The following is a 25324-nucleotide window of genomic DNA, read 5'->3' as shown; positions in this document are numbered from 1 at the left end:
TTGCCTAGAATGCCGCCCGTGCCGTCGCCGACTCCTGCCACCCACCCGTGGCCCGCGGGGAGTCTGCGCCGCTCGGTCGGGCTGTTCCGCGTTTTCCTCAACGAGCAGACCGATCCCGACCTGTTCTATTTGACGCTTGCCCGGGATTCGGTCGCCGAGCTTTCCCGCTGGTGCGACCTCGACGGCGCCGATGTGCTCGACGTCGGCGGGGGCCCGGGCTATTTTGCCGACGCCTTCACGACGGCCGGTGCGCGGTATCTCGGCGTCGAGCCGGACGCGGGAGAAATGACCGCTCACGGCGCCCCTGGCGGGATCTCGGTGCGCGCGTCCGGCCTGGCGCTGCCGTTCGCCGACGCCAGCTTCGCGGTCACCTACTCCAGCAATGTCCTCGAGCACGTGGCCGAGCCGGAGCGGATGGGGCGGGAGATGGTGCGCGTGACCGCCCCCGGTGGGCTGGTCGTGCTGTCGTGGACCCCGTGGCTCTCCCCGTGGGGTGGGCATGAGACCTCGCCGTGGCACTACCTGCTCGGCGGCCCCCGAGCCGCCGACCGGTATGCCGCGCGGCACGGCCACCGACCCAAGAACGACTACGGCCGCACTCTCTTCGCGTGCTCGGTCGCGCGGATGGTGCGCTGGGCTCGCGCCGGCGTCGCCCACGGCGAGATCGACGTCGTCGACATCCTGCCGCGATACCACCCCTCCTGGGCCCGCTGGGTGATCCGGGTGCCGGGCGCGCGGGAGGTGCTCAGCTGGAACGCCGTCCTGGTCGTGACCAAGCGCCGGTGAGCGCCGCTGGCACGCCCGGTCAGCTGATCTGGCGGGCCCGGCTGCTCGCGGCCTGCACCGCGCTGGCCGCCATTGCCTTCCGGCAACAGCCCGGACTGGTCGTCGGCGACACCAAAGCCGACCTGACCCTCAACCCGTGGGGCTTCCTGCGCGACGCGCTGCACCTGTGGGACCCGCAGCTGTACTTCGGCCAGTTGCAAAATCAGGCCTACGGCTACCTCTTCCCAATGGGCCCGTTCCACGGTCTGCTGATCTCCGCGGGAATCCCCGCCTGGATCACCCAACGGCTGTGGTGGACCCTGCTGCTGGTGCTCGCCTTCCTTGGCACCTGGCGGGTCGCCGGGGAACTTGCCGCCGGCCGGCGCTGGCTGCGCCTGGCCGGGGCGCTGTTCTATGCCCTCTCGCCCCGCATCGTCGGCGAGCTGACAACGACCTCGGTCGAGGTGTGGCCGATGGCGATCGCCCCCTGGGTGCTGCTGCCGCTGATCGTCCGCCAGGAGCGCAGCTGGCGGTGGCGGATCACCCGCTCCGCGCTCGCGGTTGCGCTGTGTGGCGGGGTCAATGCCGTCGCCACCGGCGCCGTGCTCGTCATGCCGACGCTGTGGTTCCTCACCCGGCGCCCGTCCCGGGATCTCGCCCGGGCCTTCGTCGGCTGGCTGGGTGCGGCCGTGGCCGCGATGTTGTGGTGGTTGCTCCCGCTGGCCATCCTCGGCGCCAACAGCCCTCCCTTCCTCGACTGGATCGAGAGCGCGGTCACCACGACCGGGACGGCGAGCACCTTCGAGGCGTTGCGTGGCACCAGCGCCTGGCTGGGCTATCTGACAACACCCACCGGTCCACACTGGCCCGGCGGGTGGGCCTATGTCACCCGGCCGATTCTCATCGTCACCACGGCGCTCGTCGTCGCCGCCGGCCTGGCCGGCCTCGCCACCCGCCGCCTTGCCGAGCGGGCGTTCCTGGCGACCTGTCTGGTCGTCGGTCTGGTCCTGGTCACCCTCGGGCACCGCGGCCCGCTGGGGCCGGTCTGGACCGAGCTGAGCTTCCGCCTCCTGGACGGCCCGCTGGCGCCGCTGCGCAATGCGCACAAGTTCGATCTCGTCGTCCGCCTGCCGCTGGCCGTCGCGGCAGTCGCCGGTATGGAGGCCGGCGTCGAGTGGCTGCGCCGGGTCGGCGTGCAGCGGTGGGTGCAGGCCACCGTCGTCGGCGCGCTGATTGTCGCCGCGGCCAGCCCGGCCTTAACTGCCCGGCTCGCCCGGGACGAGGGCTATCCCGCTCTCCCGTCGTATTGGCAGCAGGCGGCCACCTGGCTGGATCGGCAGCGGGGAGACGGATCGGTCCTCATGCTCCCGGCCACCGCGTTCGCCGACTTCACTTGGGGCTCGACCAAGGACAACCCGCTGCAGGCGATCATGCGCCGCCCGTTCGTGCTGCGGGACGCCGTCCCGCTCGGGTCGGCCGGCTCGACCCGCTTCCTCGACGGCGTCAACAAGACCATTGCCAGCGGCCGCGGAGACCCGAGCATCGCGCAGGCGCTCGCCAGCGCCGGCGTCGCCTATGTCGTCGTCCCGGCCGACCTGCGGCCGGGCGCCCAAGTCGACCCGCTGGTGGCCGTCGAGGAGGGGCTGCGCACCAGCGGATTGCGCTCGGTCGCCCAGTTCGGACCCCAGATCGTCGACCCGGAGGAGTCGCCCGAAACGACCATCGACAACCGCACCCGGGGGTCGCGTCCGAGCATCACGGTGTATGCCGTTCCCCAGCCGCGCCAGGCCGGCATGCTGTCCGCGCACACGGCCCCCACAGCGCTCGCCGGGCCCGAGGACATGCTCGCCCTGACCCGGATCGGCATCCCGTTTGCCCTGCTCGGCACCGACGCGCGCGCCGTCATCGGCGGCTTCGCGAGCGCAGCCGCCAGCGTCCTGACCGACGGGTTGCGCCGCCGGGAGGTCTTCTTCGGCGCGGCCGCCAACAACACCTCCGCGGTGTTGTCATCGGACGCCAAGTTCGGCCAGGACCGGCCCGTTCACGATGTGATCGCCGACCCCGACGCCCCCCAGACGACGAGCACCTGGCGCGGGGTGCGCTCGGTGACCGCATCTTCCTCGGCGTCCGACGCGGGGGCAACGCTGCGCCTCGGCGCCGCCTATTCCCCGGCCGCCGCGGTTGACGGCGATTTCACGACGCGGTGGGTGTCCGGCCGCTACGGTCAGGCCGAGGGGGAGTGGCTCGAGGTGCGGTTGCTGGAGCCGAAACGGATCGGGTCGGTGCGCCTGGTCGCCTCCCGCGTTTCCCCGATCGGGTCGCCGCCACGCCGCATCCTCGTCTCGACGGCCACCGGCAGCCGGTCGATGAGCCTGGACAGCAATGGATTTGGGACTGTTGTCCCGGCCGAGGGAGCCACCGACTGGATCCGGTTCACGCTCTCGGCGGTGGCGTCCGGGGTGCCCAACGGGATGTCGATCACCGAGCTTGCCATCGACGGGGTGACGCCCTCGCTGCTGTTGGAAACCCCCGTGGCCGCCACCCCAGACGTGATCGACCTGCGTGCCGATGACGGCTTCCGCACCGGCTGCTGGTCGCTGGCCGCCGGCGAGGTGTGCTCGCCGGCCACGGTCTCGCCGAGGGAGCCCCCGGCCGGCATCGGCCGGGTCGTGCGAATCGGGAGTGCCGGCTCTTATCGGCTGGAGGGCACGGCCTTGGCGGCGCGGACGTCCGCGGCGGACGTGCTGCTGGACGGGACCGACCGGATCCGTGCGACCGGGTCCTCGCGGCTGGTGCCCGGTCTCGCCGACCGGCCGGGGGCGGTCGTGGACACCGATCCGGCCACCGGCTGGGTGGCGGCCAGCACCGACCCGCAGCCCCGGCTGACCCTTCACCTGCCCACGAAGCGGGTGGTGCGGGGGCTGCAGTTCATCCCGTCACGGATGGAGAACTCCTCGCTGCCCAAGGAGGTCCGATTGCGCTTCGGCGACGGCTACCCGGTCACCGCGACCACCGACGAGGACGGCTACGTCTGGTTCCCGGCCCGGCGCACCGACCTGGTGCGGGTGTGGTTCGAGGCCACCCGGCCCCGCGTCGGCATCGACGGCGCGACGCGAGAGCGGACCTTCCTGCCCGTCGGTTTCGGCGAGGTCCGCGTCGTTGGCGCCGACGACCTGCGCCGCCCGATCGATCCCACCCAGCCGCTCGACCCCGCCTGCGGCAGCGGACCGGACGTCCTCGTGAACGGCGCGCGCATCCAGACTCGGGTCACCGGCACCAGTGGTGATGTGCTCGAAGGGCGCCCGGTTGCCTGGGTGGCCTGCGGAGACGGCAGGATCGCGCTCGCCGCCGGGTCCAACGAGATCGTCGCCGCGCCCAGCGACCGGTTCGAGCCGGCGACGCTGACCTTGCACCGCAGCACCGGCACGGGCACCGCGCTGCGCCCAGTCCCGATGCACCGCGAGGGCGCGGTCCAGCTGAGCCTCGATGTTCCGGCTCGATCGGATGCCGCTCTGGTCACCATCGGGCAGAACTACCATCCCGGGTGGGAGGCACGGTTGCCGGGCGGGGATCCGGTGCAGGGAGTCCGGGTCAACGGGTGGATGCAGGGGTGGCTGGTTCCGGCCGGCCCGCCCGTCACGCTGACGGCTGGCTTTGTCCCGGACACGGGCTACCGGCTCGGCTTGGGCGCCGGGGTCCTCGCGCTGCTGCTCCTGCTCGGTGCCGCCCCGCTCGCCCCGTATGCCGCCCGGTTGCCGCGCCTGGCCGCCCTCGGCGACCGCGGTGAACCCACGGGCCCGGCCCCGGCGCTGCGGCTCACCGGCCGAGGCGGCCGGGTCCTCGCCGAGATGCTGCCGGTTCTCGCCGGTCTTGCGCTCGGGGGGCTCGCGGGCGCAGCGTTGGGGCTCGTGCTGCTGGTTGCGCTTCGGCAGCGGCCGCCGCATGCTCGGCTGGTCGCTCCGTTGGCCGGGCTGGCCGGCCTGGCCGTAGCGACCGCGGCAGTGGCTGCCGCTCCCTGGCCACGCAGCGGGGCCGCCTTCGACTCGGGCGTGGTGCAGGCCGGCGCCGTCCTCGCCGTCGTGGCGTTAATCGCCCAGCTCAGCTGCCGGACGCCGGCCTCCTCCGGGGCAGGCCGGCGCTGGCCGGGTCAGGGGGTGCTCACGGCGCGCCGGCCGTGGCGCGGGCATGACTCCCCGCCCGCCGGGGAGCCCAGCCCCGACCGCGGCGCATCACCGGCAACTCCATCCCGTAGTAGCTCACACTCGCGGCCGCGATCGTCAACACGAGCGTGACACCGAGACGCGGGAAGAAACCGCCGTCGAAGGTCTCACGCCCGAGCAGCCGCTCGGCCAGATAGAGCATGAGCACGTGATACGCGAAGATGCCATAGGAGATGCGGCCGAGGAAGGACCCGATCCGACCGGATAGGGCGCCGAGGAAGGCCGCGTTGGTCGGCCTCGGCGCCAGCACCGTCGGAGCAACGACGAGCAGCCCGATCACGCCATACGCGAGGTTTTTCAGCGCCGCCTGGGCCGGCGTCGGCTCGGTGAGATCGAGCGGGCCAACGAGCGGCGTCGAGACCAGGACGAACAGCGCCGCGGCGATGGCCCACACGGTCCCCGGGCGCTCCAGCAGCGCATCGACGCGCCCCGGCGCGAGGACGCCGCGGTCCCGGGCGACCTGCCAGGCGGCCAAGGCGATCCCGCCGCCGAACCAGCCGGCATAACCGGGCAGCCACAGCCGGGCATCCGGCTGACCGGCCGCGGTCACCGCGGCCATCCACACGCAGGAGAGAGCGGCACCGGCCGCCCCAACGGCGATCGTGCGGCGCGCCCAGGACCGCGCGTCCCGCCCGCGCAGGAGCAGCCGCCCGAACAGGGGCAGCACGAGATAGAAGGCCACCTCCGTCGCCAGGCTCCACAGCTGGGTCAGCGCGTGCAGCAGCGGGTTGCCGGTATAGATCTGGATCAGCGCGGCATGCTCGGCGTATGCCGCCCAGCCGGCCCCGGCGGTGGGGGCCAGCACCGCGCAGGCCAGCACGGTCACCCACAACACGGGCAGGATGCGCAGCGCCCGGTGCCACAGATAGGGCCCGACCGCGGGTGGGGGCCGGTCGCTCAGGCGCGCGACGGGATACGGGCGGAACAGCAAGAAGCCGGAGACGACGAAGAACAGCGCGACCCCGCAGTCGAACCGGGCGAGGATGCCCGCGAAGGGGCCGGTGAGCGCGGCCCCGCTTTGGAAACCGACGTGGGTGAGCATGACCGCGAGCGCCCCCACGGCCCGCAGCCCGTCGAGGGCGGCAAATCGCGGGGTTGGCCGCGGCGCGTCGGCGCTCGCCACGACTTAGCCCTTCGGCATCGGCGTGCCGACCTGGGCGTCGCCGACGCAGAAGTTGACCCCGTTGGGCAGGCCGGTGATCGTCAACCGGCTCCCGCTGCCGGTCACCCGCACGAAGACCTCTCCCAAGCCCTTCCCGAAGGGCACCGTGGCCGTCCCCGAGCCGAGCCGAACCGTGCCGGTGACCGGGGCGTCGGCGAGATAACCGATGCGGATGACCCATCTCCACTCAAAGACCGGCCCCGCCAGCGGCACGACGACGCGCCCGTCCTGGACCACCCGGCATCCCTCACCCGCGGACGGCACCACGGTGTTGACCGCCATCGGCACCAACGTGCCGGTGTGGTCGAGGATGTAGGGTCTGGTGTAGTTGACCCGGTTGCGCGCCTCGGCGCGGCGATTGGTGTCCAGCAGCGGCGAGAGGTAGCGGCTGACCAGGTTGTACTCGGCGAAGATCGGCCCGATGATCCCGGCCGGTACTTCGGTGTCGACGATCTGGGCGTCATCGGGCAACGCGGCCAGCGAGGACTTGGTGTTCTCCAGGAAGGCTCGGGAGGGGTTGCCGGTCGCGATCGTGGCATACCGGCCCATCGAGTGGAAGGACAGCGAGATGACGACGAGGGCGGCCACGACGGCAACGCCGTGCCACACGCCCGCGGGGATCGTGGCGCGCAGCCGCTGACCCATGGACGTCCACGGCCGGGTCTGCCCCCGCACGGGCAACAGTGCCGCACCGAGGGCGATGACCAGAGGAACCGCCGCGTCGGCGAGATAGCGCGTCTCCAGCGCCACGATCGAGCCGCCATACGCGACCCGGCCCGCGGCCACGGTCAGGATCGAGCCGCCGACATAGACCAACAGGGCGACCCAAAACCGCAGCACGTGGCGGCGCACGACCAGCGACCCGACGATGACGACCAGGGCCAGGACCCAACAAACCCAGTCGAAGGCGCGCGGGGAGTCGACGATGCCGAGGGCATAGCTGACCCGCTGCCAACTCCACGGCCCGCCGAAGCTCGCCGGGATCAGGGTTCGGAAGATGCTGAGGAAGGTGAACTCCGACAACGTCCCGGCATGCGGGGCCGTGACCGGGGTGTCGTTGCCGAGGCTGCGGTATCCGGGCAGGTAGATCGCCAGATAGAGCAGGCCGGCGACGGCATACCCGGCCCAGATCACCCAGGTGCGCCGCAGCAACGCGAGCAAGGGACGGGGGCGCAGCCGGACGCCCGGTTCCAGGGCGAGGGTGTAGACGATGACGTAGGGGACGAAGATCGCGATCTTTTCGAAGCTGGCGCACCCGACCAGAAACCAGGCGATCGCGGCGAGGGCGGCGGGCGTGCTCCCGGTGCGCAGGTAGCGCGCGTGCCACCGCAAGGCGCCGGCGAGGGCGGCCATCAGCGGCAGCCACAAGATCGCCGCGGACAGCCAGGCCACCGCGGGCAGGGTCAGCGGCGTGAACGCGAAGATCACGTAGGGAATCAGGATGAGCGGGTGACGCCCGAAGAGCTCGCGGAGCAACTGCCAGACGAGGACCGAGACGACCAGCTGCCCGGCGAGCAGGGCGACGACCGTCCAGCCCCACTGCAGTGGCGCGAAATGCGCCAGCGCCCACATGATCGCGAAGCCGATCGGCTCGAAGTGGCCGGTGTGCACCCGGGTCAGGTAGCTCCACGAGAACGGGTTCTCCATCGCCCGGGCGCTCAGCATGAAGTCGTCGGTGATAAACGAAGCGTCCTTCAGGACGCTCACGCGCACACCCAAGGCGAGCGCGGTGACCAGCAGGAAGCCCAGCCGGACCCAGTCCCGCGGGCCCTCTTCCGGCTCGGCGTCGGGAGGCTCGCAGGCGGCGGTGCGATCCGGCTCGAGCGGCTCGGCCTGGTCCGCGGACGCGGGGGAGGGGTGTGTCACGGTCATCCTGGGAACGGAATAGCAGCGTGGGAACTGTACCCGGTCCCGCTCGGCCGCAGGGCGTGCGCGTCGCGCTGCGAGCCGCGCCGAAGTGCCCGCAAAGATCGGACCGAACGCCGCCGAGGCAAGCCCAAGGGCCGCCTGGTAGCTTCCGGCGGGTAACAACTCCGCCGGATAAAGGAGCGGCCCCCGATGGCGCGGATGCGCAGCTTGATCGCTGCGCTCGGCTGGTATGCCGCCCCGCTCGCCGTCGCTGTCGTCCTCGCCCTACTCGTGCTCGGGCCGGCGCTCGGTCCCGGGGTCGTGCTCGCCTATGACCTCGGCTGGTCGCCGGATCCGCGGTTGACTCCGTTTGTCACCGGCACCGGGTCGGTGGCGCCCCGCGCGGTCCCGAGCGATGCGGTGGGCGTCGTCCTCGGTCGGGTGGTCGGCGCGGGCGCCGCGCAGACCATCGTCCTGCTCGCCGTGGTGATCCTCGCCGGGCTCGGCCCGGTGGCGTTGCTGCGCCGGCTGCGGCCGCAGGTCGGCGTCCTCGGCAGGTGCGCCGCGGCGACGGTGGGGATCTGGAATCCGTTCGTCGCCGAGCGGCTGGCGATCGGGCAGTGGACGATCGTCTTGGGCTACGGGCTGAGCGCCTTGGGGTTGCGGGCGGTGCTCGGCTGGCGGGCCGGGACAACCAGGTTGACCGTGGTCTGCGGCTGCATCGGTGCGGCGGCTTTGGGCGGCGCGAACACCCTGCTCATGGTCGTCGGGCCGGTCGTGCTGCTCACGATCTGGCCGGCGCGGTGGACGCCAGGGCCGGCGCCGCTGGCGCGGCTGCGGGCTGGCCTTTCGATCGTGGCGGTGACGCTCGGACTGGCGGCGGTGTGGGCCCTGCCCGCGATCGCCGCGGACGTCCGCGGCGATCCGGTTGGCGGCCGCGCCTTTGCCGCGCGTCCCGACACCCCCTTCGGGCTCGTCGTTTCGCTGCTGAGCGGCGGCGGGATGTGGAACCAGGCGAGCCACCCAGCGCCGCGGGCGGCGCTGTTGCCGGCGGCGGCGGCCACGGCGCTCGTCATGATGGTGGTGGCGATCGCCGCGCGCGTGGTGCGCCTGGACGCCCGTGGCCGTGGGGCGACGATTGCCGTCGCCGCGAGTGGTGTTCTCGGACTGTGTGCCGTGGCCGTCAGCGGCCTGGAGCCGCTGGCCGCGGGGTGGGCGCGGGGCCTTGACCTGCTGCCGGGTGGCGCCTTGCTGCGCGACTCCCAGAAGCTGCTCGCCGGGTGGGTTCTCGTGCTCGCGCTCGCCTCGGGGCTGGCCGTCGAGCGGCTCTGGCGCCGTCCGGGGCAGGATCCCACCCGGGTGCTGGCGGTCGTTCTCGCGCTGCTGCCGCTGGCGGTGTTGCCCACGCTCGCGTGGGGTGTGGGCGGCCGCTGGCGGCCGGTGGACGTGCCGGGCGACTTCCGTGCCGCGGCGGCGGAGCTGTCCACGCGTCCGCCGGGGCTGGTCGCGGTCTTGCCGTGGCTGCAGTACCGGCGCTACCCGTGGAATGACGACCGGGTGGCGCTGACCGTGGCACCGCGGATCGTCGATCAGCCCGTTCTGGTGAGCGATGACCTGCTGACCTGGGCCGGCTGGGTGCGTGGGGAGGACGGCCGCGCGGCGCTGGTGCGCGAGGCGATTGATGCCGGGGAGGATCCGGTCACGGCCGTGCGCCGGGCGGGGGCTCGCTATGTCTTCATCGAACTGGACTCGGCGGTGCCGCTGCCCAGCACGTCCGAGGGGACGATCGTGCACCGCTCGGCGACGGTCCTGGTCGTCGACCTCGGGGAGGTGAGAGTCCGGCCGCCGGCCGGCCCGGCACGCTGGCCGATCCGCGTGGGTTGGGCCGTGAGTTTGTTCACCGAGGCCAGCGTGCTCGCCGGGCTCGGATTTCACCGGCGCTTCTCTGGCCAGCTGCGAGTTAACCCTTTGCTACCCTTCGGTACATGAAGTCCCGGAGCACGAACGCCGCATCCCTCATCGGCGGCGTGATCCTCGCATTGTTTGCGATCATCGGCGCGGTCAGCGCCATCACTCCGGACCCCAACCCGACGCCCGGGCAGCTCGCTCAGTACGACACCAAGTAGGCCTCAGGCCGCTGAGGCCTTAGCCCGCGTCGGTCCCGTCGCCGTCACCCTCGCCGATTAAAAGCCGCTCCCACGCATCGATCGTTTCCTCCCACCGGAAGCGCGCCACCCACTCGTGCACGTTGGCCGAGAGCCGGGTTCGCAGCTGCTCGTCGTCCAGGAAGCGGGCGAGCGCAGCGGTGAAGGCCTCGATTCCCTCCTCGCACAGCAGGCCGGTCTCGCCGTCCCGGATGGAGTCCTGCACGCCCCCGGCGTCGCGAAAGCCGACCGCGGGCGTGCCGTGGACCCCGGCTTCGACGACGGCCAGCCCCCACCCCTCTTTCAGGGACGGGAGGGCGAGGACCCAGGCCTGGGCCAGCAGCCGATGCTTCTCGGCCTCGGACACGTGATCGGTGAAGGTGATCAGGTCGGTCACGCCGGCGGCCTCGGCATACTCCTCCAGTCGTGGCTTCCACCATCCCGACCCGACGATCTGCATGCGCAGGCCGGGCCGTTCGGTCGCGAGCTTGGCGAGCGCGTCGATGGCCAGTTCGACGCGCTTGTGGGGCACGAGCCGTCCCAGCACGATGATCGAGGGCGTGGGGGAGCGCTCGATGCCGTCGTCGCGAACGACGTCGGTGCCGTTGAAGATGATCTCGGTTCGTTCGGGCGCAACGCCCAGCCCGGCGAGTTCTCGGCGAGTGGCGGGGGAGACCGTCACATAGGTCGTATTCCGGTAGACGCGCGGCGCGACCTGGGATTCCAGCCACCAGCCGACGCTGGCGGCCCGCGGTCCGAGAACGACCGGCCACTGTTCCTTGTGCACGTGATGGACGAGGTTGACCACCCGCGAGCGGCCCCCGAGCGGGGACAGGAACGGCACGCCGTTTTGGATGTCGACGACGACATCGGCCCGGGCGCGACCGGTCAGGCGGGAAGCCAAGGCTCGGGGGTAGACGCCGAAGCGGCCACCGCGGCGGCAGTAGGCGACGCCGCGGACCACCTCATCCGGTAGGGCCCCGGCATACGCGGCTGTGCGGATCGTGACCTGGTGGCCGCGGTCGGCGAGTCCCTCGGCCACCTCGGTGAGGTACTTCTCGGCCCCGCCGGCTTCGGGATGCTCGTGGTCGCGCCAGCTCAGGAAGAGGATGCGGATCTGACGCGGCAACACAAGGTCCTCGGGGGGTGATCGGCGGGTGGGTGGCGCGCCGGCCTGCGAACAGGTGACAGCGCGGCGGCCCACCAAAATACCCGAAAGTAACTACGGGTCGGTGGCTAGCGGTCGGGCGATTCCGATGACCGTGGGTGATCAGGCAGGCCACGGCGGCGCGGCGGCCTGTGGGTGTTGCCGAAGGGCGCCTACCCACTGGTAGCATCAGGCGATCGTGCCATTCCTTCGAGGAGAGCGAGCCCATGCGGAAAATTCTTGCCCCGCTCCTGCTCGGCGTCGGGGCATTCTGCTGGACCACCGCTCTCCTGTTGTTGGTATGGGTGCCCGGGCAGGTCAAGAAGACGCCGCTGGACACCAACAGCCTCACTCGGCTGCAGGGCGAGGCGGCCTATTTGACCGAGAGTCGCGGCCCGGTCAAGGCGATCAGCCGGACGGTCGCCGACGGCACCGCATCCACCGGTGACACCGTGGTCTTCCAGACCTTCACCTGCCTGGTGCGCAACGGCGACGGCCAGGCCGGGGACTGCGCCAGCGCCGAGGGGGAAGGGTCCCGGCTGATCAACGCCGGCACCGACGCCTTCGCCACCGACCGGGTCAGCGGGCTGGCCGTCCAAGACCAGGAGAAGTACCTCGGCGCCGATGCCTCACCGCATGACGGTTTGATCAACAAGTTCCCGTTCGACACCGAGGAGAAGACCTACCCCTTCTGGGACGGCATCCTCGACAAGGCGGTCGACGCGACCTTTGAGGGCAAAGAAGACGTTCTCGGGCTGCCGACCTACAAATTCAACCTTAAGGTCGATCAGGCCCCCGCGGAGATCTCCTCCGGCATCGAGGGGATCTACTCGGTGGACAAGACGATGTGGATCGACCCGGTCACCGGCGCCATCATGAAGCAGCAGGAGACCCAGGTGCGCACCCTCCCCGACGGGGGGAACGCGCTCAATATGGCGCTGGCGTTCACCGACGAGACCGTCGCCGCTAACGTCGACTCGGCAAAGAAGAACGGGAGCAAGCTCGCCCTCGTCGGACGGCTACCGTGGATCGCCGGAGCGATCGGGTTGGTGGCGATCGGGCTCGGCCTGATCCTGGCCCGCATCAACGGGCGCGAGGAGGAGCAGGCGCAGCCGGTGATGGCGAGCGAGTCCGGGCACATCGGGTCGAGCCGTTTCGGTGAGCAGCCAGCGCTCGGTGGAGCGACTGCGGTTGCGCCGGCGGCGGCCGGTGCGGGCGAGGCGACCGCGCCGCGCCGAGTGACCCTGGAAAAGGAGTGACCAGGGCCGCCCAAGGAAGTTCTGCTAGCAGGCATTAGTCGAGGTCCCACTAGGTTGCAAGCTATTGGGGGGCGACGAACTGCTGCTAGCAGAAGTTAGTCGGCCCCTCGCCGGCGCGCTCAGTCGGCCGCGAGCGCTGCGGCGCCGACGATGCCGGCCTGATTCTCCAGCGCCGCGGGCACGATCGGGGTGCGCAGCGTGAGTAGCGGCAGGAACTTCTCGTGCTTGCGGGAGACGCCGCCGCCGACGACGAACAGGTCCGGCCACAGCATCTGTTCCATCATCGCGTAGTAGGGCTGCAGCCGCTTGGTCGCCCAGGCCTTGTAGCTGAGCCCCTCGCGTTCCCGGGCGCTCGAGGCGGCGCGGGTCTCGGCGTCGTGACCCCCGACCTCGATATGTCCCATTTCGCAGTTCGGGATCAGCACCCCGTTGTGCAGCAACGCGATGCCGATGCCGGTGCCCAACGTCGTCAAGATGATCAGGCCCTGCTCGCCCTTGGCTGCGCCATAGCGCTGCTCGGCGACGCCGGCGGCGTCGGCGTCGTTGACGAGCAGGCAGCGGCGGCCGAGGGCCTCGCTGAAGATCTCCTCGCCCGCGGCGTCGATCCAACTCTTGTCGATGTTGGCCGCCGTGCGGACCACGCCGTGCTGGACTACGCCGGGGATGGTCACGCCGATCGGGGCGTCCGCGGGCAGATCGTCGGTGAACTCGTCGGCGATCTGGTCGACGATGGCGGCGACCGCCGTGGGGGTCGACTTCGCCGGGGTGGCCACCTTGCGCCGCGGTTGCAGGAACTGGCCGGTCGTCAGGTCGACGGGGGCTCCCTTGATGCCGGATCCGCCGATGTCGATCCCGAGGGCGACGGTGTGCTTAGCCATCTGCGACAGCCTCCTTGGCCGGGGCGGGCCGCGATGCCCGCGCCCCCCATCTTTGTGCACGCATCGATCCGGCGCTAGCCGCGGGCGCGGCCGTCGGGCTTGCGAGCGACAAAGATGGCCGTCCCCGGGATGAGTGCGCCACGCAACGGCGACCAGCCGCCCCACTCGTGCTCGTTGCGGCTCGGCCACGTCGGTTCGACAAGGTCGACGAGTTCCAAGCCGGCCGCGACGACCTCGCGGACCCGCTCACCGAGCGTGCGGTGATGCTCGACATAGGTGACCTGGCCGCGGTCGTCGCACTCGGCATACGGAGTGGTGTCGAAGTAGCTCTGCGTGACGGTCAAACCCGCCCGCCCGGGCACATCGGGGAAGCCCCACCGGATCGGGTGGCTGGTCGCAAACACCAATCGGCCGCCCGGCAGCAGCACCCGCGCTGCCTCCCGCATCACCGCACCCGAGTCGGCGACAAAGGGGATCACTCCGTATGCCGTGAACACCGCCGCGAAGCTCCCCGCCGCGAACGGCAACCGCGAGCCGTCGGCCTGCACGAGCGGGACGGGCTCGGCTGCGCGGTCGATCGCGCGCGCCTGGGCGAGCATCCCGCCGGACAGGTCGGTGGCGACCACGGCGGCCCCCTCGCCGGCGAGCCAACGGGAGCATTGGGCCGCCCCGGCGCCGATCTCGAGAAGAGGTCCGGGCGGCATACCGGCGGGGTCGATCAGGCCCAGCTCGGCCTCGGTCCACCCCTCCGGGCCCCACACAAAGCCGCGGTCACCGAGGAAGGCGCCGTGCTCGGTGTAGTAGTCGCCCGCCGCCCGGTCCCACCACGCTCGCTGGGCCCGGACCGACACCTCCTGGTCGACCACTCGGCGGCCGGCCCAACTCACGCCAGGCCTCCTCGGCCGATGTTTTGACCCCGTATTACTGCGCCGATTAGACTTGTGGCGCACTCGTGTGTGCGTTCTGGCTTGCGCTGATTCGGCGAACGCCTCGCGCAGGCGAGTTGCACTGTCCCTATCCGCACAACGCCATCATCCACAATCGGAGTTCCTACTACATGACTGCAAGCACGGTCGCCACGACCGCCCCTCAGATCGCCATCAACGACATCGGCTCTGAGGAAGAACTTCTCGCCGCCATCGACGAGACCATCAAGCACTTTAACGACGGCGACATCGTCGCCGGTCGCATCGTCAAGGTCGACCGGGACGAGGTCCTGCTCGACATCGGCTACAAGACCGAGGGCGTCATCCCCAGCCGGGAGCTGTCCATCAAGCACGACGTCGACCCGAGTGAGATCGTCACCGTCGGTGACGAGGTCGAGGCCCTGGTCCTGCAAAAGGAGGACAAGGAAGGCCGGCTGATCCTGTCCAAGAAGCGGGCGCAATACGAGCGCGCGTGGGGCACGATCGAGAAGGTCAAGGAGGAGGACGGCGTCGTCAAGGGCACCGTCATCGAGGTCGTCAAGGGCGGCCTGATCCTCGACATCGGCCTGCGCGGCTTCCTGCCCGCCTCCCTGGTCGAGATGCGCCGGGTGCGCGACCTGCAGCCCTATGTCGGCAATGAGATCGAGGCCAAGATCATCGAGCTCGACAAGAACCGCAACAATGTGGTGCTGTCGCGCCGGGCATGGCTGGAGCAGACCCAGTCCGAGGTTCGCTCGACATTCCTGCGCGAGCTGCAGCCCGGCCAGGTCCGCTCCGGTGTCGTCTCTTCGATCGTCAACTTCGGCGCCTTCGTCGACCTCGGTGGGGTCGACGGTCTGGTGCACGTGTCCGAACTGTCCTGGAAGCACATCGACCACCCGTCCGAGGTCGTCGAGGTCGGGGACGAGGTCACCGTCGAGGTGCTCGACGTCGACATGGACCGCGAGCGGGTCTCGTTGTCGCTGAAGGCGACCCAGGAAGACCCGTGGCAGCACTTCGCCCGCACCCACGCGATCGGTCAGGTCGTGCCGGGCAAGGTCACCAAACTGGTGCCGTTCGGCGCGTTCGTGCGCGTCGCGGACGGCATCGAGGGTCTGGTGCACATCTCCGAGCTGGCCGAGCGGCACGTCGAGCTGCCCGAGCAGGTCGTCACCGTGGGCACCGAGATCTTTGTCAAGGTCATCGACATCGACCTGGAGCGTCGGCGGATCTCGCTGTCGCTCAAGCAGGCCAACGAGGACGGCGCGAGCCAGACTGAGTTCGACCCGACCCTCTACGGCATGGCCGCGGAGTACGACGAGCAGGGCAACTACAAGTACCCCGAGGGCTTCGACCCGGAGACCAACGAGTGGCTTGAGGGCTTCGAGAAGCAGCGCGAGGCATGGGAGAAGCAGTACGCCCAGGCGTTCTCCCGCTGGGAGGCCCACCGCGCCCAGATCGAGAAGGCGGCCGAGGCCGACGCCGAGGCGGGCGCCGAGGCCGAGGCGCCGACGTCCTACTCCTCGGGTGGCTCCTCGAGCAGCTCCTCGGCCCCGGTCGAGGGCACCCTCGCCTCCGACGAGGCGCTGGCCGCCTTGCGCGAGAAGCTCACCGGGAACTGACACCGGCGGCATACGAGCCCGTATGCCGCGAGCAACGGCCCGCGCTCCACTCCCGGAGCGCGGGTCGCTCGGTTGCTTATAACAGGTTTGCCGCCCGTGCTCGAAGGGTGTTCTCCCAGGCGTGCGGCAGGATGGCGGTATGGCACGCATGATTGCGACCACACGTGTGGTCGACCGGGATGGCATGCACGAGTTCGTGCGGTCACGCCACCACATGGTGTTGGTCACCTCGCGCCGCGACGGTGGCCCGCAGCTCTCGCCGGTGACCGGCGGTCTCGACCAGGACGGCCGGATCGTCATCTCGAGCTATCCGGAGCGCGCGAAAACGGCCAACGCGCGGCGTGAGCCCGCCGTGTCCGTGGTTGTGTTGTCGGACGATTTCGGTGGGCCGTGGATGCAGGTCGACGGCGAATGCGAGGTGCTTGAGCTGCCCGAGGCCCTCGAGCCGCTCGTCGACTACTTCCGGTGCATCAGCGGGGAGCATCCGGACTGGGACGAATACCGTCAGGCGATGCGCGAGCAGGGCAAGTCGTTGCTGCGGATCACGCCCACCCGTTGGGGACCCATCGCGACCGGGGGCTTCCCGGCCCGATTGGCGCAGGCGTGAGCGGCCTGCGGGTCGGCCTCAGCGGGGGGATCGGGTCGGGCAAGTCGAGTGTCGCGGCCCAGTTGCGCGAGCTCGGGGCGGTGATCGTCGACGCCGACCGCATCGCCCGCGAGGTCGTCGCGCCCGGCACCGATGGGCTGGCCGCCGTCATCGATCGTTTCGGTGCTGCCGTGCGGGCGCCGGACGGCACCCTCGACAGGGCAGCGCTGGCCGGGATCGTTTTTGCCGATCCGGGCGCGCTGCGCGACCTGGAGGCGATCACGCACCCGCTGATCTTCGCCGAGACCGACCGGCAGCTGGCGGCGGTGCCCGAGGACAAGATCGCGGTGCACGACATGCCGCTGCTCGTCGAGAAGCAGATGTCCGCGGCATACCACCTGGTGATCGTCGTGCTCGCGGACGCCGAGGTGCGCGTGCGTCGGCTCGTGGAGCACCGCGGGCTGGCCGAGGCCGATGCGCGCGCGCGCATCCGGGCGCAGGCGGATGACGGCGCTCGCCGCGCGGCGGCGGACGTGCTCTTGGACAATGACGGCTCGCCGGCAGACCTCGAGGCCGCAACCACGCAGCTGTATGCCGCGCGCCTGCTGCCCTTCGCCGCCAACCTCCGCACGACCACGTGCGCGACGCAAGCACGGACCGTCCCTCCCCCCGGGTTCGCGGCTGCGCAGGCCCGGCGGATCGCGGCCCGGGTCGCCCGCGCCGTCGGCGAGCCATGTGCCGCGTCCGGGACCACCGGCTGGAGCGCCGGCCGGTTGCAGCTCGAGCTGCGGATCGGCGCTGGCCGCTCGCCCGATGTCCGCGCGCTGGGGGCGGCCGGGTTCCCGCGCTGCCGCAACGACGCGCGCCCGGGTGTCGTCTTCGGTAATTGTGATCCGCTGTGGCCCAGCCGGATCGGCCTCGTCGCCGCCGACTGACGCACTGGGATGCGCTGGGAGGCAAACGCCTCCGACGCCGGCACGCGGCCCCGATGCCGTCGCTCGATGCGTACGATTCGGCCATGCCTGATCTGTCCACCGCCGCACAGCAGGGGCATGTCTATGACACCTGCCGACCCGAGATCCTCCCGTTCGTGCCCGACGGGATCGGCTCACTGCTAGATGTGGGGTGCGGAACGGGCGGCTTCGGCAGGCTCGTGCGGGAGCGCTTCGGTCCTGGGCTGCATCTTGAGGGAATCGAGCCGGTTGCGGCGGCCCGGGAGTCAGCCGAGGCCGCTGGGTTCGACGTCGTCCGCGGGGGCTACTTCCCGGAGGCTCTCGAGCGCGGCGATCGCTTCGACTGCGTGGTCTTCAACGACGTCCTGGAGCACATGCTGGACCCGTGGGCGGCGCTGGCTCGCACGCGCGCGCACCTGAGCCGGGGCGGCTGGGTCGTGGCGAGCCTGCCCAATATTCTCTATCTGCCGGTGATCGCTCGTGTGATCGCCCGGCGCCGCTGGGATTACACCGACGAGGGGACGCTGGATCGCACGCACCTGCGCTTTTTCACCCGGTCGACCATGCTGGAGATGTTTGCGGGCGCGGGGTTCGAAGTGGCCCGAGCGGAGGGCATCAACAACCAGTGGTACACCGGCCGCTGGGATCGGCTGCAGCCGATCGCGCCGCTGACCGGGCAGTTCCAGTACCTTCAGTTCGTCATCGTGGCCCGACCGGCGGCTGCTCGGTGAGTTGAGCGAGGCAGTCCCGGATCCGCTTGCGCCACCAGGCAATCCGGTCCGGGGCCGCGGCATACCGGCTGAGCAGGTCTGCGGACACGACCGCCCGGCGCGGGCGGAGCATCCCGGCGTCGGGAACCATCGGCTCTCGGGTGACGTCGCCGCCCATGAGGGCCAGCGTGCCGAGGCCGCACGGCCCGTCGAGCGCCGGGAGCGCGGCGGCGAGCGCCACCCCCGCCGAAATGCCCACGGAGCTGTCCAGCGCCGAGGAGACCACCGCCGGCAGCCCGGCTTCACGGACGATGTCGAGGGCACGGGCGACCCCGCCGAGGGGAGCGACTTTGACGACCAGCAGGTCGGCGGCGTGCTCCCGCGCCACCCGTAGCGGATCCGCGGCCTTGCGGATCGATTCGTCGGCGGCGATTCTGACGTTGATCCCGTTGCGGGCCAGGGATATCCGGAGTCGTTTGAGGGATTCGACAGTGGCACAGGGCTGTTCGGCATAGTCGATGTCGTATGCCGCGAGCGACTGTAGTGCCTCCCTCGCCTGGGCCTCATCCCAGGATCCGTTGGCGTCCACTCGGATCCGGACGTCCCGGCCGACGACGGCTCGCACGGCGGCGACCCGGTCCAGGTCGTCGGCGAGGGCCTGGCCACGTTCGGCGACCTTGACCTTGACCGCCATGCATCCCGGAAACCGTTCCAGCAGAGTGGCAACCGCGTCCGCTGGCACGGCCGGGACAGTGGCGTTCACCGGTACGGAATCGCGTATGGGCCGCGGCCACTGACCGTAAGCGGCTTCGATGGCGGCGCCGAGCCAGTGCGCGGCTTCGAGTGGCTCGTAGTCAAGGAAGGGGCTGAACTCGCCCCACCCACTCGGCCCCCTGACTAGGGCGATTTCCCGGAATCGTATGCCGCGGAACGGAACCCGCATCGGGAGAGTGACGACCTGCAGGTCCTCCAGAAGGTCCGGCAGGGCTGGCGCGCCGGGTGTCGCTGACCCTGCTAGAGACAGCGTCCAAGGAGGACTCACTCGAGTGAGCTGGCGTCGTCGGGCACGTCGACGGCATACGCGCGTAAGACATCCAGGGGGATGATCTCTAATGTTGCCTCGTGAGTGGCCGCCAGGACCACGGGCGCGGCGGCACCGTCGCGGTGGGCATGCAACCAGCGGGCAGCAACGACGCACCACGTGTCGCCTGGCTTCAGGCCCGGGAAGCGATAGGCCGGAATGGGAGTGACGAGGTCGTTCCCGGTGCGCACCTGATGCTCGAGAAAGCCCGCCGTCATCACCGCACACACCGTATGGCGCCCGACGTCCTCCGGAGACGTCCAGCAGAATCCGTTCCGGTAGAACCCGGTCATCGGATCCACCCCGCACTCGGTCAAGGCCCCGCCGAGCACATTCCGCGGGCTGGGATCGGGCGTCATAGCCTCCACCGTAGCCCGGGGCGGTCTCCACACGCTAAGTCACTGCTTCCGTTTCGGAAGCACAGACGAGTCACTGCTTCCGAAACGGAAGCAGTGACTTAGCACCAAGCAAATCCTCCCACGCACCTGTCGGCCCCCCAGTTCACGAGGCGCTGCTAAGCGACCCGGACGCCAGCGTCGGGCAAGGAAGCGCCCAGGTTGCGGATCTCCAGCCGAGCAAGGGCGTCGATGACCGGCCGATCCGGAGGACGCCGAGGACGCCACCCAGGAGGCGTTGATCGCCGTCAGCAGCGGCATCCACGGATTCGAAGGACGGAGCGCGTTCACGACCTGGCTCTACCCGCTCGTCGCGCGGAGCGCGTTGGCGACCTATCGGCGGATGCGCACCGGCACGGCCGAATTGCCCGCGGAGGTGCCCGACCCGCAGCGCGTCAGCGTGCTCGCTGGCGTCCGCGTCGATCTGGTCGATGCCATCGAGCGGCTGCGGGTCGTGACCAGCGCCGGAAGCTGACCAGCGCCGTCGCCAGCGTCACCCCCGCCAGGCGTCGGAGAAGTCGGCATACGAGCGCACCCAGGCGTGCATGGCAATCGCGGCAGCAACCGAGGCGTTGATCGAGCGCGTCGAGCCGAACTGGGCGATCGAGAAAGTCGCCGAGCAGGCGGCGCGGGCCGCTGGTGACAGGCCCGGGCCCTCTTGGCCGAAGAGGAAGCACACCCGCTCCGGCAAGGTTGCCGACTCCAGGTGGAGTGACCCGGGCAGGTTGTCCACTCCCCACAGCGGGACCGCGCATTCCCCGAGGTATTCGGCCAGGCTCTGGGCATCCGGGTGATAGCGCACGTGCTGGTAGCGGTCGGTGACCATCGCGCCGCGCCGATTCCAGCGGCGGTTGCCGACGATGTGGATCTCCTTGGCGAGGAAGGCGTTTGCCGTCCGGACGATGGTCCCGATGTTGAAATCGTGCTGCCAGTTCTCGATCGCGACGTGGAAGCCGTGCCGTCGAGTGTCGAGGTCGGCGACGATGGCCGCCATCGACCAGTAGCGGTAGCGATCGACGACGTTGCGCCGATCCCCGTCGCGAAGGAGGTCGGGGTCGTAGACCTCACTGCCTGGCCCGGTGGGCCACTCGCCCTCCCACGGCCCGAGGCCCACCTCGCCCGGTCCGTGCGGCATCGGGTCGTATGGCGCCCGCTGCTGCTCACTCACCTCACTCACCCGTTCTCACGCTCGCCCACGCTAGCCGGTCTACCGTGGCGGCTGTCGTCCCAGGCTGCGAGGTGACGGCCGGGGTCACCACCCGTCGAAGGCGGCGGGATAGATCACCTCCCCCCGAAGCGTCGGGTCACCAGGGACGTAGCGGGACAGCAGGGCCACCTGGGCCGCCTCGCGGGGTGCCCAGTCCGGTAGCGAGCGGCAGGCGGATCCCGTAGCTGCCCGCGAAATCAAACCCGCGGGCGCCGTAGCAGCGCGGGCTGCCCTCCAGCACCACCAGTGGCTCGCCCGCTGCGTCGGCGGCGGACAAGGCGGCGGCCACCAAGGCGGTGCCTCCACGCTGGCCCGCGTCGCCGTCCTGCAGAAGGTGCCGTATACCTCACCTATTGCAGGACACCACCTCCTTGACCCCAGCGTCATCCTGCATGGGACGAGGCGCCGACCAGAGCCCGGTCTTGAGCGGCCTGGAGTTACGCAGGCAGGCCTCCACCTCCGCCGGTTCGATCCGGTAGCCGTTGACCTTGACCTGTGCGTCCCGCCGTCCGCGGAAGTCCAAGGTGTCGTCGGGGAGCCAGCAGGCCAGGTCGCCGGTGGCATACCAGCCGGGCTCCCACGCGTCCGTGCGGTGCCCCCGGGTGGCGCCGAACGCGGCAGCGGTCTGCTCCGGCCGGTCCAGGTAGCCGGCAGCGACGCCGAGGCCGCCGATCCACAACTGCCCGACACACCCGGGGGGAACCGGGCGGCGGTCGGGCCCGGCAACGCGGACGCGCGCGCCGGGCAGAGGCCGGCCGATCGACATGGGTGCTCCCCGGCCGGCCGCATCGGCGACGTGCTCGGGGGTCATGGCCAGCGCGGTCGCATAGACGGTCGCTTCGGTGGGGCCATAAAAGGTTCCAGCCGATCCGGGCGCGGGTGACGACCTTGCCGGCGACGTCGGCCGGCAGGGGCTCGCCGCAACTCAGCACGGCGACGTCACCGCCGCGCCAGCCGCCGTCGGTCAGGACGCGCAGCCCGTTGGGGGTTGCCTGGATCGCTCCCGCCGCGTTCGCGTCGAGCACGGCGGCGAATTTCGCACCGTCCCGGGCCAGTTCGTCCGGGGCGACGACGACCGTGCCGCCGCAGATCAACGCGGGCCAGAGTTCGGCTACGGAGATGTCGAACGTCAGCGACGTCGTCAGCAGCACGCGGCTGCCTGCGGGCACGACCGCGGCCTGTAGCACGCTGTGCGTCAGCCAGCTCAGGTTGCGGCGGCTGACCGGCACGCCCTTGGGAGTGCCCGTCGATCCCGACGTGTGCAGCACGTATGCCGCGGACTCGTCCGGCCACGCGGGTGGCGGTGCCGGAATCGGGTCGTCGGGGGAGTCCGGGCCGGGCAGGTCGACGACAGTGACCGGGTCGGCGACCGGCACCGCGGCCACCACATCGCGCAGTTGCGGACAGGTCAACACCACGCCCACCCCGGCGTCCGCGGCGAGGAAGGCGAGGCGGGCCGGTGGATAGCCCGGGTGCCAGGGCTGGTATGCGGCCCCGGCGGCGAGAACTCCGAGTAGCGCCGCGGGCAGCCGGGCATCGCGGGGGAGGGCGACCGCGACCGTGTCGCCGGGGCGCACGCCGGCGGCGCGCAAGATCGTCGCGGTCCGTGCGGCAAGGTGGACGAGGTCTCGATAGGTCAGCCGTTCGGGGGGCTTGGAAGGTCCTGGTAAAGAGGCAGTTTCGGTGGCAACTTGCCCGGGATGGCGTTGCGCCGCGGCCCAGATCCGTTGGGTGACGTCCACCAACCCGCTCGCCAGTGGTGGGCCCTCGGTCAACCGGTCGAGCCGGTCGAGTTCCGCGGGGCTCAGGATGGGGAGTTCGGCGAGGGGTGCCCGGGGAGCCGCCAGCATCGCGTGCAGCACGCGCACATAGCGGTCGGCGAAGTCGGCGACCGCGCCCCCGTCCGGCACCCGAGTGGTGTCGTGCTCGACGATCAGTTCGGGTCCGGCCGATCCTGCGTTGATCATGATCGTCAGATCAGCCTGGGAACTGCCGCAATCCATTTCGCCGGCGATGTCCACGCGCTGACCCGCGGCACTGGCGGTGACCGGGCCATCAGGCTGCACGGTGAGCAACACGGGTAGCGGCAACGCGCCGGGTGGCAAGTCCGCCCACGCTGCTGCCGTCGCCACCGCGTCCGGGTCGAGGTCGATGAGGCGCAACGTGCGCTGCAGCGCCTCGCCGGCGTCGCGGATCACGGCTTCGACGATCCGGTCGGGGTCGATCTGCATGCGCAGCGGCAGCACGGTGAGCAGCGGGGCGACCACGGTGTCGGTGCCGGGGCGGTGCCGCTGGGCGACGGCGACGCCGAGGAGGAGGTCGTCGAGGCGGCCCAGCCGGGCGAGGAGCGTCGCGGTGACCGCGACGTGCACGGCGGCGGGACTGACACCGAGCCGCGCGGCATACGCGTCGATGTCGTCGACAGACCAGGGGTGGCCGCGGATGATGCGACGCCCGCGGCCGGCAACCGGCGCGCCTGGGGCGCCGACTCCGAGTGGGTCGTCGATGCGCTGTCCGCCGGCGATGATCCGCTCGAGTTCGGCGAGCAGTTCGGCCAGCTGAGCGGCCACCACGCCGAGCGACCACCCGTCGAGGGCCAGATGGTCGGCGTGGATGATGACGTCAATCCCGGCCTGCCTGGTGTCCGGCTCGACGAGCGCCGCCCGCAGCGGCGGCGTCGACCCGTCCAGCGTGACCGCGACCCGGAGGAACTCGTCGGGCGTGCCTCGGCCGCCACGCAGGTCGTGCAGGTCGAACCCGGGAGCGAGGACCTCGCCCACCGGGCCCCCGGCGCTCTCCCGGACGGCCGTCCGCAGCGACGGATGCAGTTCGGTGAGCCGGGTGAGGGCGGCGCCGAGTGCCGCCGTCCCCGGATCGGGGTCGAGGTGCAGGCGCGCCGCGACGGCGGTGACGGCCGGGTCATCGGCCAGCTGTCGTCGCACCCACAGCCGGCGCTGGGTGGCGGTCAGCGGCACCCGGTCACCGACAGCGGCGGTGACGTCCTCGCTGGGCGCCGCCGTGACCCGCGCGGACTGCAGGGCTGCGGCGGCCGAGCCAATGGTGGCCTCGCCCAGGAAGTCGCCGGGCTGCAGGAGCTTCCCGGTGGCGGTGGCGAGGGCGGCGGCCGCGCGGGCCGCACCGAGGCTGTGCAGTCCCTGGGCCGCGAGTGGGCGCGCGGGGTCCGGCAGGCCGCCGAGGACGCCCGCCACCGCGTGAGCGACCGCCTGCTCGCCGGGATCGTACGGCATCCCGACCGGGCGGGGATCGCCCGTGGCGGCAGCGACCAGCGCGGCCAGCGCCCGCTGATCGGCCTTGCCCGCCGTGGTCAGCGGTAGCGCCTCGACCACGACGAACCGGCCCGGCAGCAGGAACTCCGGGAGCCGGGCGGCGGCGGCCGCGCGGACCGACTCCACATCGAGGCCGGGATGCTCTGGGACGAGGACCGCGGCGAGTTCGGCACCGGCCGCGGTCGTGACGACGAGCGCGGCGGCCTGCCCGACACCGGGGATTCCGAGCAGCGCGGTCTCGACCTCCGCGGGCTCGACTCGGTGGCCGCGGACCTTGACCTGGTCATCGAGGCGGCCGTGATAGACGAGTTCGCCGCCGGACCAGCTGACCAGGTCGCCGGTGCGGTAGGCCCGGCCCGGCAGCGCGGGAATCCCGTCGCGGAAGGCGGTGGCCGTGCGCTCGGGCTCCCCGAGATAGCCGCGCGCGACGCGGTTGCCGCCGATCCACAGCTCCCCGACGGCCTTGCCAGCGACCGGTTGCAGATCGGCGTCGAGCACGGCCGCGGTGACCCCGGGCAGCGGTGCGCCGATGGTGGCGCGAGGCGGGTCTTCGCGCCGGAAGACGATGCCCGTGCAGGCGATCGTTGTTTCCGTCGGGCCATACATGTTGAGGACGCGTTCGACGCCGGGGTTGGCGAAGGCGCGCTCGATAAGCGGCAGCGGCAGCGGCAGCGCTTCACCACCAAAGACCACGGTTCGCACCGACGCCGGCAGCGGCCGTTCGAGCAGCAACGCCATCGGCGTCGGGACCCCATGCAAGAGCGTCAATTGCCCGTATGCCGGGTGCTCCGGCAGCGTAAACGCATCCTCGGCGAGGACGAGGCACCCGCCCCGGGTCAACGGGAGCAGCAGCTCGTGCAGCGAGTAGTCGAACTCCGCCGACGCGACGGCGCCGGCGGCGCCCAGGTCGGCGTCGGGGAAGAGGTGGGCGACGCTGTCGAGATAGGACGCCACCTGCCCGTGCTCGACGCACACCCCCTTCGGGGTTCCGGTGGAGCCGCTGATGTAGAGGACATAGGCGAGGTCCTCGGCAGCTACGGGCGGCGCCAACAGCCGGGCCGCCAGCGCGATCGATCCGGGCTCGGGAAGGACAACCACCGCAACCGGCAACGGCGGCAGTTGGGAATCGAGGTTGTCGGTGGAGGCGTTTACCGT

Annotated in this window: 17 protein-coding genes and 3 pseudogenes; 10 read left to right on the top strand and 10 right to left on the bottom strand. The window is 71.1% G+C overall.

All coding sequences use genetic code 11. The features are described from left to right. Nucleotides 1-18: 18 nt before the first annotated feature. Entirely contained in the window at nucleotides 19-786 is a 768-nt protein-coding gene (locus V9G19_RS07880; RefSeq protein WP_462284907.1) for a class I SAM-dependent methyltransferase, read from the top strand. Continuing rightward, a complete protein-coding gene (locus V9G19_RS07875; protein ID WP_462284906.1) occupies nucleotides 783-5057 on the top strand; it encodes an alpha-(1->3)-arabinofuranosyltransferase domain-containing protein in 4275 nt (1424 codons plus the stop codon). Before V9G19_RS07880 ends, V9G19_RS07875 begins: the two co-directional genes overlap by 4 nt. A gap of 25 nt (nucleotides 5058-5082) precedes the next feature. Here the strand turns inward: V9G19_RS07875 and V9G19_RS07870 are convergent. Together V9G19_RS07870 and V9G19_RS07865 are read right to left on the bottom strand one after the other, a co-directional pair. Then, nucleotides 5083-6027, bottom strand: a pseudogene (locus V9G19_RS07870) (acyltransferase family protein); the annotation flags it as partial. An 84-nt stretch (nucleotides 6028-6111) separates the two neighbouring features. Then, nucleotides 6112-8019, bottom strand: coding sequence for a DUF2339 domain-containing protein (locus V9G19_RS07865; protein ID WP_462284905.1), 1908 nt, complete (start codon nucleotides 8017-8019; stop codon nucleotides 6112-6114). Between the two features lie 186 nt (nucleotides 8020-8205). Between V9G19_RS07865 and V9G19_RS07860 the strand changes: the two genes are divergently transcribed. Beyond that, nucleotides 8206-9984 (top strand): hypothetical protein, encoded by a 1779-nt coding sequence (locus V9G19_RS07860; RefSeq protein ID WP_462284904.1) that lies wholly within the window; start codon nucleotides 8206-8208, stop codon nucleotides 9982-9984. Further along, nucleotides 9981-10121 carry a hypothetical protein gene (locus V9G19_RS07855; RefSeq protein WP_462284903.1) on the top strand — a complete coding sequence of 47 codons (141 nt, stop codon included), beginning with the start codon at nucleotides 9981-9983 and terminating at the stop codon, nucleotides 10119-10121. The genes V9G19_RS07860 and V9G19_RS07855 overlap by 4 nt, the downstream gene beginning before the upstream one ends. A 19-nt stretch (nucleotides 10122-10140) precedes the next feature. Here the strand turns inward: V9G19_RS07855 and V9G19_RS07850 are convergent, their stop codons facing one another. Further along, the gene (locus V9G19_RS07850; protein WP_462284902.1) at nucleotides 10141-11268 is read right to left on the bottom strand and encodes a glycosyltransferase family 4 protein; all 1128 of its coding nucleotides are present in this window, start codon (nucleotides 11266-11268) and stop codon (nucleotides 10141-10143) included. 245 nt (nucleotides 11269-11513) lie between these two features. Between V9G19_RS07850 and V9G19_RS07845 the strand changes: the two genes are divergently transcribed. Next, a complete protein-coding gene (locus tag V9G19_RS07845) occupies nucleotides 11514-12545 on the top strand; it encodes a PorA family protein (protein WP_462284901.1) in 1032 nt (343 codons plus the stop codon). Nucleotides 12546-12664: 119 nt separating this feature from the next. Here the strand turns inward: V9G19_RS07845 and ppgK are convergent, their stop codons facing one another. Together ppgK and V9G19_RS07835 are read right to left on the bottom strand one after the other, a co-directional pair. After that, nucleotides 12665-13423: a polyphosphate--glucose phosphotransferase gene (gene ppgK / locus V9G19_RS07840; protein ID WP_462284900.1), complete on the bottom strand. Its 759-nt coding sequence runs from the start codon at nucleotides 13421-13423 to the stop codon at nucleotides 12665-12667. A 74-nt stretch (nucleotides 13424-13497) separates the two neighbouring features. Beyond that, nucleotides 13498-14310, bottom strand: coding sequence for a class I SAM-dependent methyltransferase (locus tag V9G19_RS07835; protein ID WP_462284899.1), 813 nt, complete (start codon nucleotides 14308-14310; stop codon nucleotides 13498-13500). A 170-nt stretch (nucleotides 14311-14480) separates the two neighbouring features. Here V9G19_RS07835 and rpsA point away from each other — a divergent pair, with 170 nt between their 5' ends. From rpsA to V9G19_RS07815, 4 genes are all read left to right on the top strand, one after another. After that, nucleotides 14481-15950 carry a 30S ribosomal protein S1 gene (gene rpsA, locus V9G19_RS07830; protein ID WP_462284898.1) on the top strand — a complete coding sequence of 490 codons (1470 nt, stop codon included), beginning with the start codon at nucleotides 14481-14483 and terminating at the stop codon, nucleotides 15948-15950. A 139-nt stretch (nucleotides 15951-16089) separates the two neighbouring features. Next, nucleotides 16090-16557 carry a PPOX class F420-dependent oxidoreductase gene (locus V9G19_RS07825; RefSeq protein ID WP_462284897.1) on the top strand — a complete coding sequence of 156 codons (468 nt, stop codon included), beginning with the start codon at nucleotides 16090-16092 and terminating at the stop codon, nucleotides 16555-16557. Beyond that, nucleotides 16554-17471 (top strand): dephospho-CoA kinase, encoded by a 918-nt coding sequence (gene coaE, locus V9G19_RS07820; protein ID WP_462284896.1) that lies wholly within the window; start codon nucleotides 16554-16556, stop codon nucleotides 17469-17471. Before V9G19_RS07825 ends, coaE begins: the two co-directional genes overlap by 4 nt. An 83-nt stretch (nucleotides 17472-17554) precedes the next feature. After that, nucleotides 17555-18220 carry a class I SAM-dependent methyltransferase gene (locus tag V9G19_RS07815; protein ID WP_462284895.1) on the top strand — a complete coding sequence of 222 codons (666 nt, stop codon included), beginning with the start codon at nucleotides 17555-17557 and terminating at the stop codon, nucleotides 18218-18220. Here the strand turns inward: V9G19_RS07815 and V9G19_RS07810 are convergent. Together V9G19_RS07810 and V9G19_RS07805 are read right to left on the bottom strand one after the other, a co-directional pair. Further along, entirely contained in the window at nucleotides 18189-19223 is a 1035-nt protein-coding gene (locus tag V9G19_RS07810) for an o-succinylbenzoate synthase (RefSeq protein WP_462285053.1), read from the bottom strand. The genes V9G19_RS07815 and V9G19_RS07810 overlap by 32 nt on opposite strands. A gap of 14 nt (nucleotides 19224-19237) precedes the next feature. Beyond that, nucleotides 19238-19639, bottom strand: coding sequence for a DUF2237 family protein (locus V9G19_RS07805; protein WP_462284894.1), 402 nt, complete (start codon nucleotides 19637-19639; stop codon nucleotides 19238-19240). Nucleotides 19640-19889: 250 nt separating this feature from the next. Here V9G19_RS07805 and V9G19_RS07800 point away from each other — a divergent pair. Next, nucleotides 19890-20150: pseudogene (locus V9G19_RS07800) on the top strand (RNA polymerase sigma factor); the annotation flags it as partial. Nucleotides 20151-20168: 18 nt separating this feature from the next. Here the strand turns inward: V9G19_RS07800 and V9G19_RS07795 are convergent. From V9G19_RS07795 to V9G19_RS07785, 3 genes and pseudogenes are all read right to left on the bottom strand, one after another. Further along, nucleotides 20169-20810, bottom strand: coding sequence for a TrmH family RNA methyltransferase (locus V9G19_RS07795; protein ID WP_462285052.1), 642 nt, complete (start codon nucleotides 20808-20810; stop codon nucleotides 20169-20171). Between the two features lie 418 nt (nucleotides 20811-21228). Further along, nucleotides 21229-21693, bottom strand: a complete 465-nt coding sequence (locus tag V9G19_RS07790) for an AMP-binding protein (protein ID WP_462285051.1) — start codon at nucleotides 21691-21693, stop codon at nucleotides 21229-21231. 82 nt (nucleotides 21694-21775) lie between these two features. Continuing rightward, nucleotides 21776-25267: pseudogene (locus V9G19_RS07785) on the bottom strand (AMP-binding protein); the annotation flags it as partial. Nucleotides 25268-25324: the final 57 nt, after the last annotated feature.

The sequence above is a fragment of the Nostocoides sp. genome (assembly GCF_037045025.1).
Lineage (GTDB): Bacteria > Actinomycetota > Actinomycetes > Actinomycetales > Dermatophilaceae > Nostocoides_A.
This window is presented reverse-complemented; position numbering and strand designations above follow the sequence as displayed.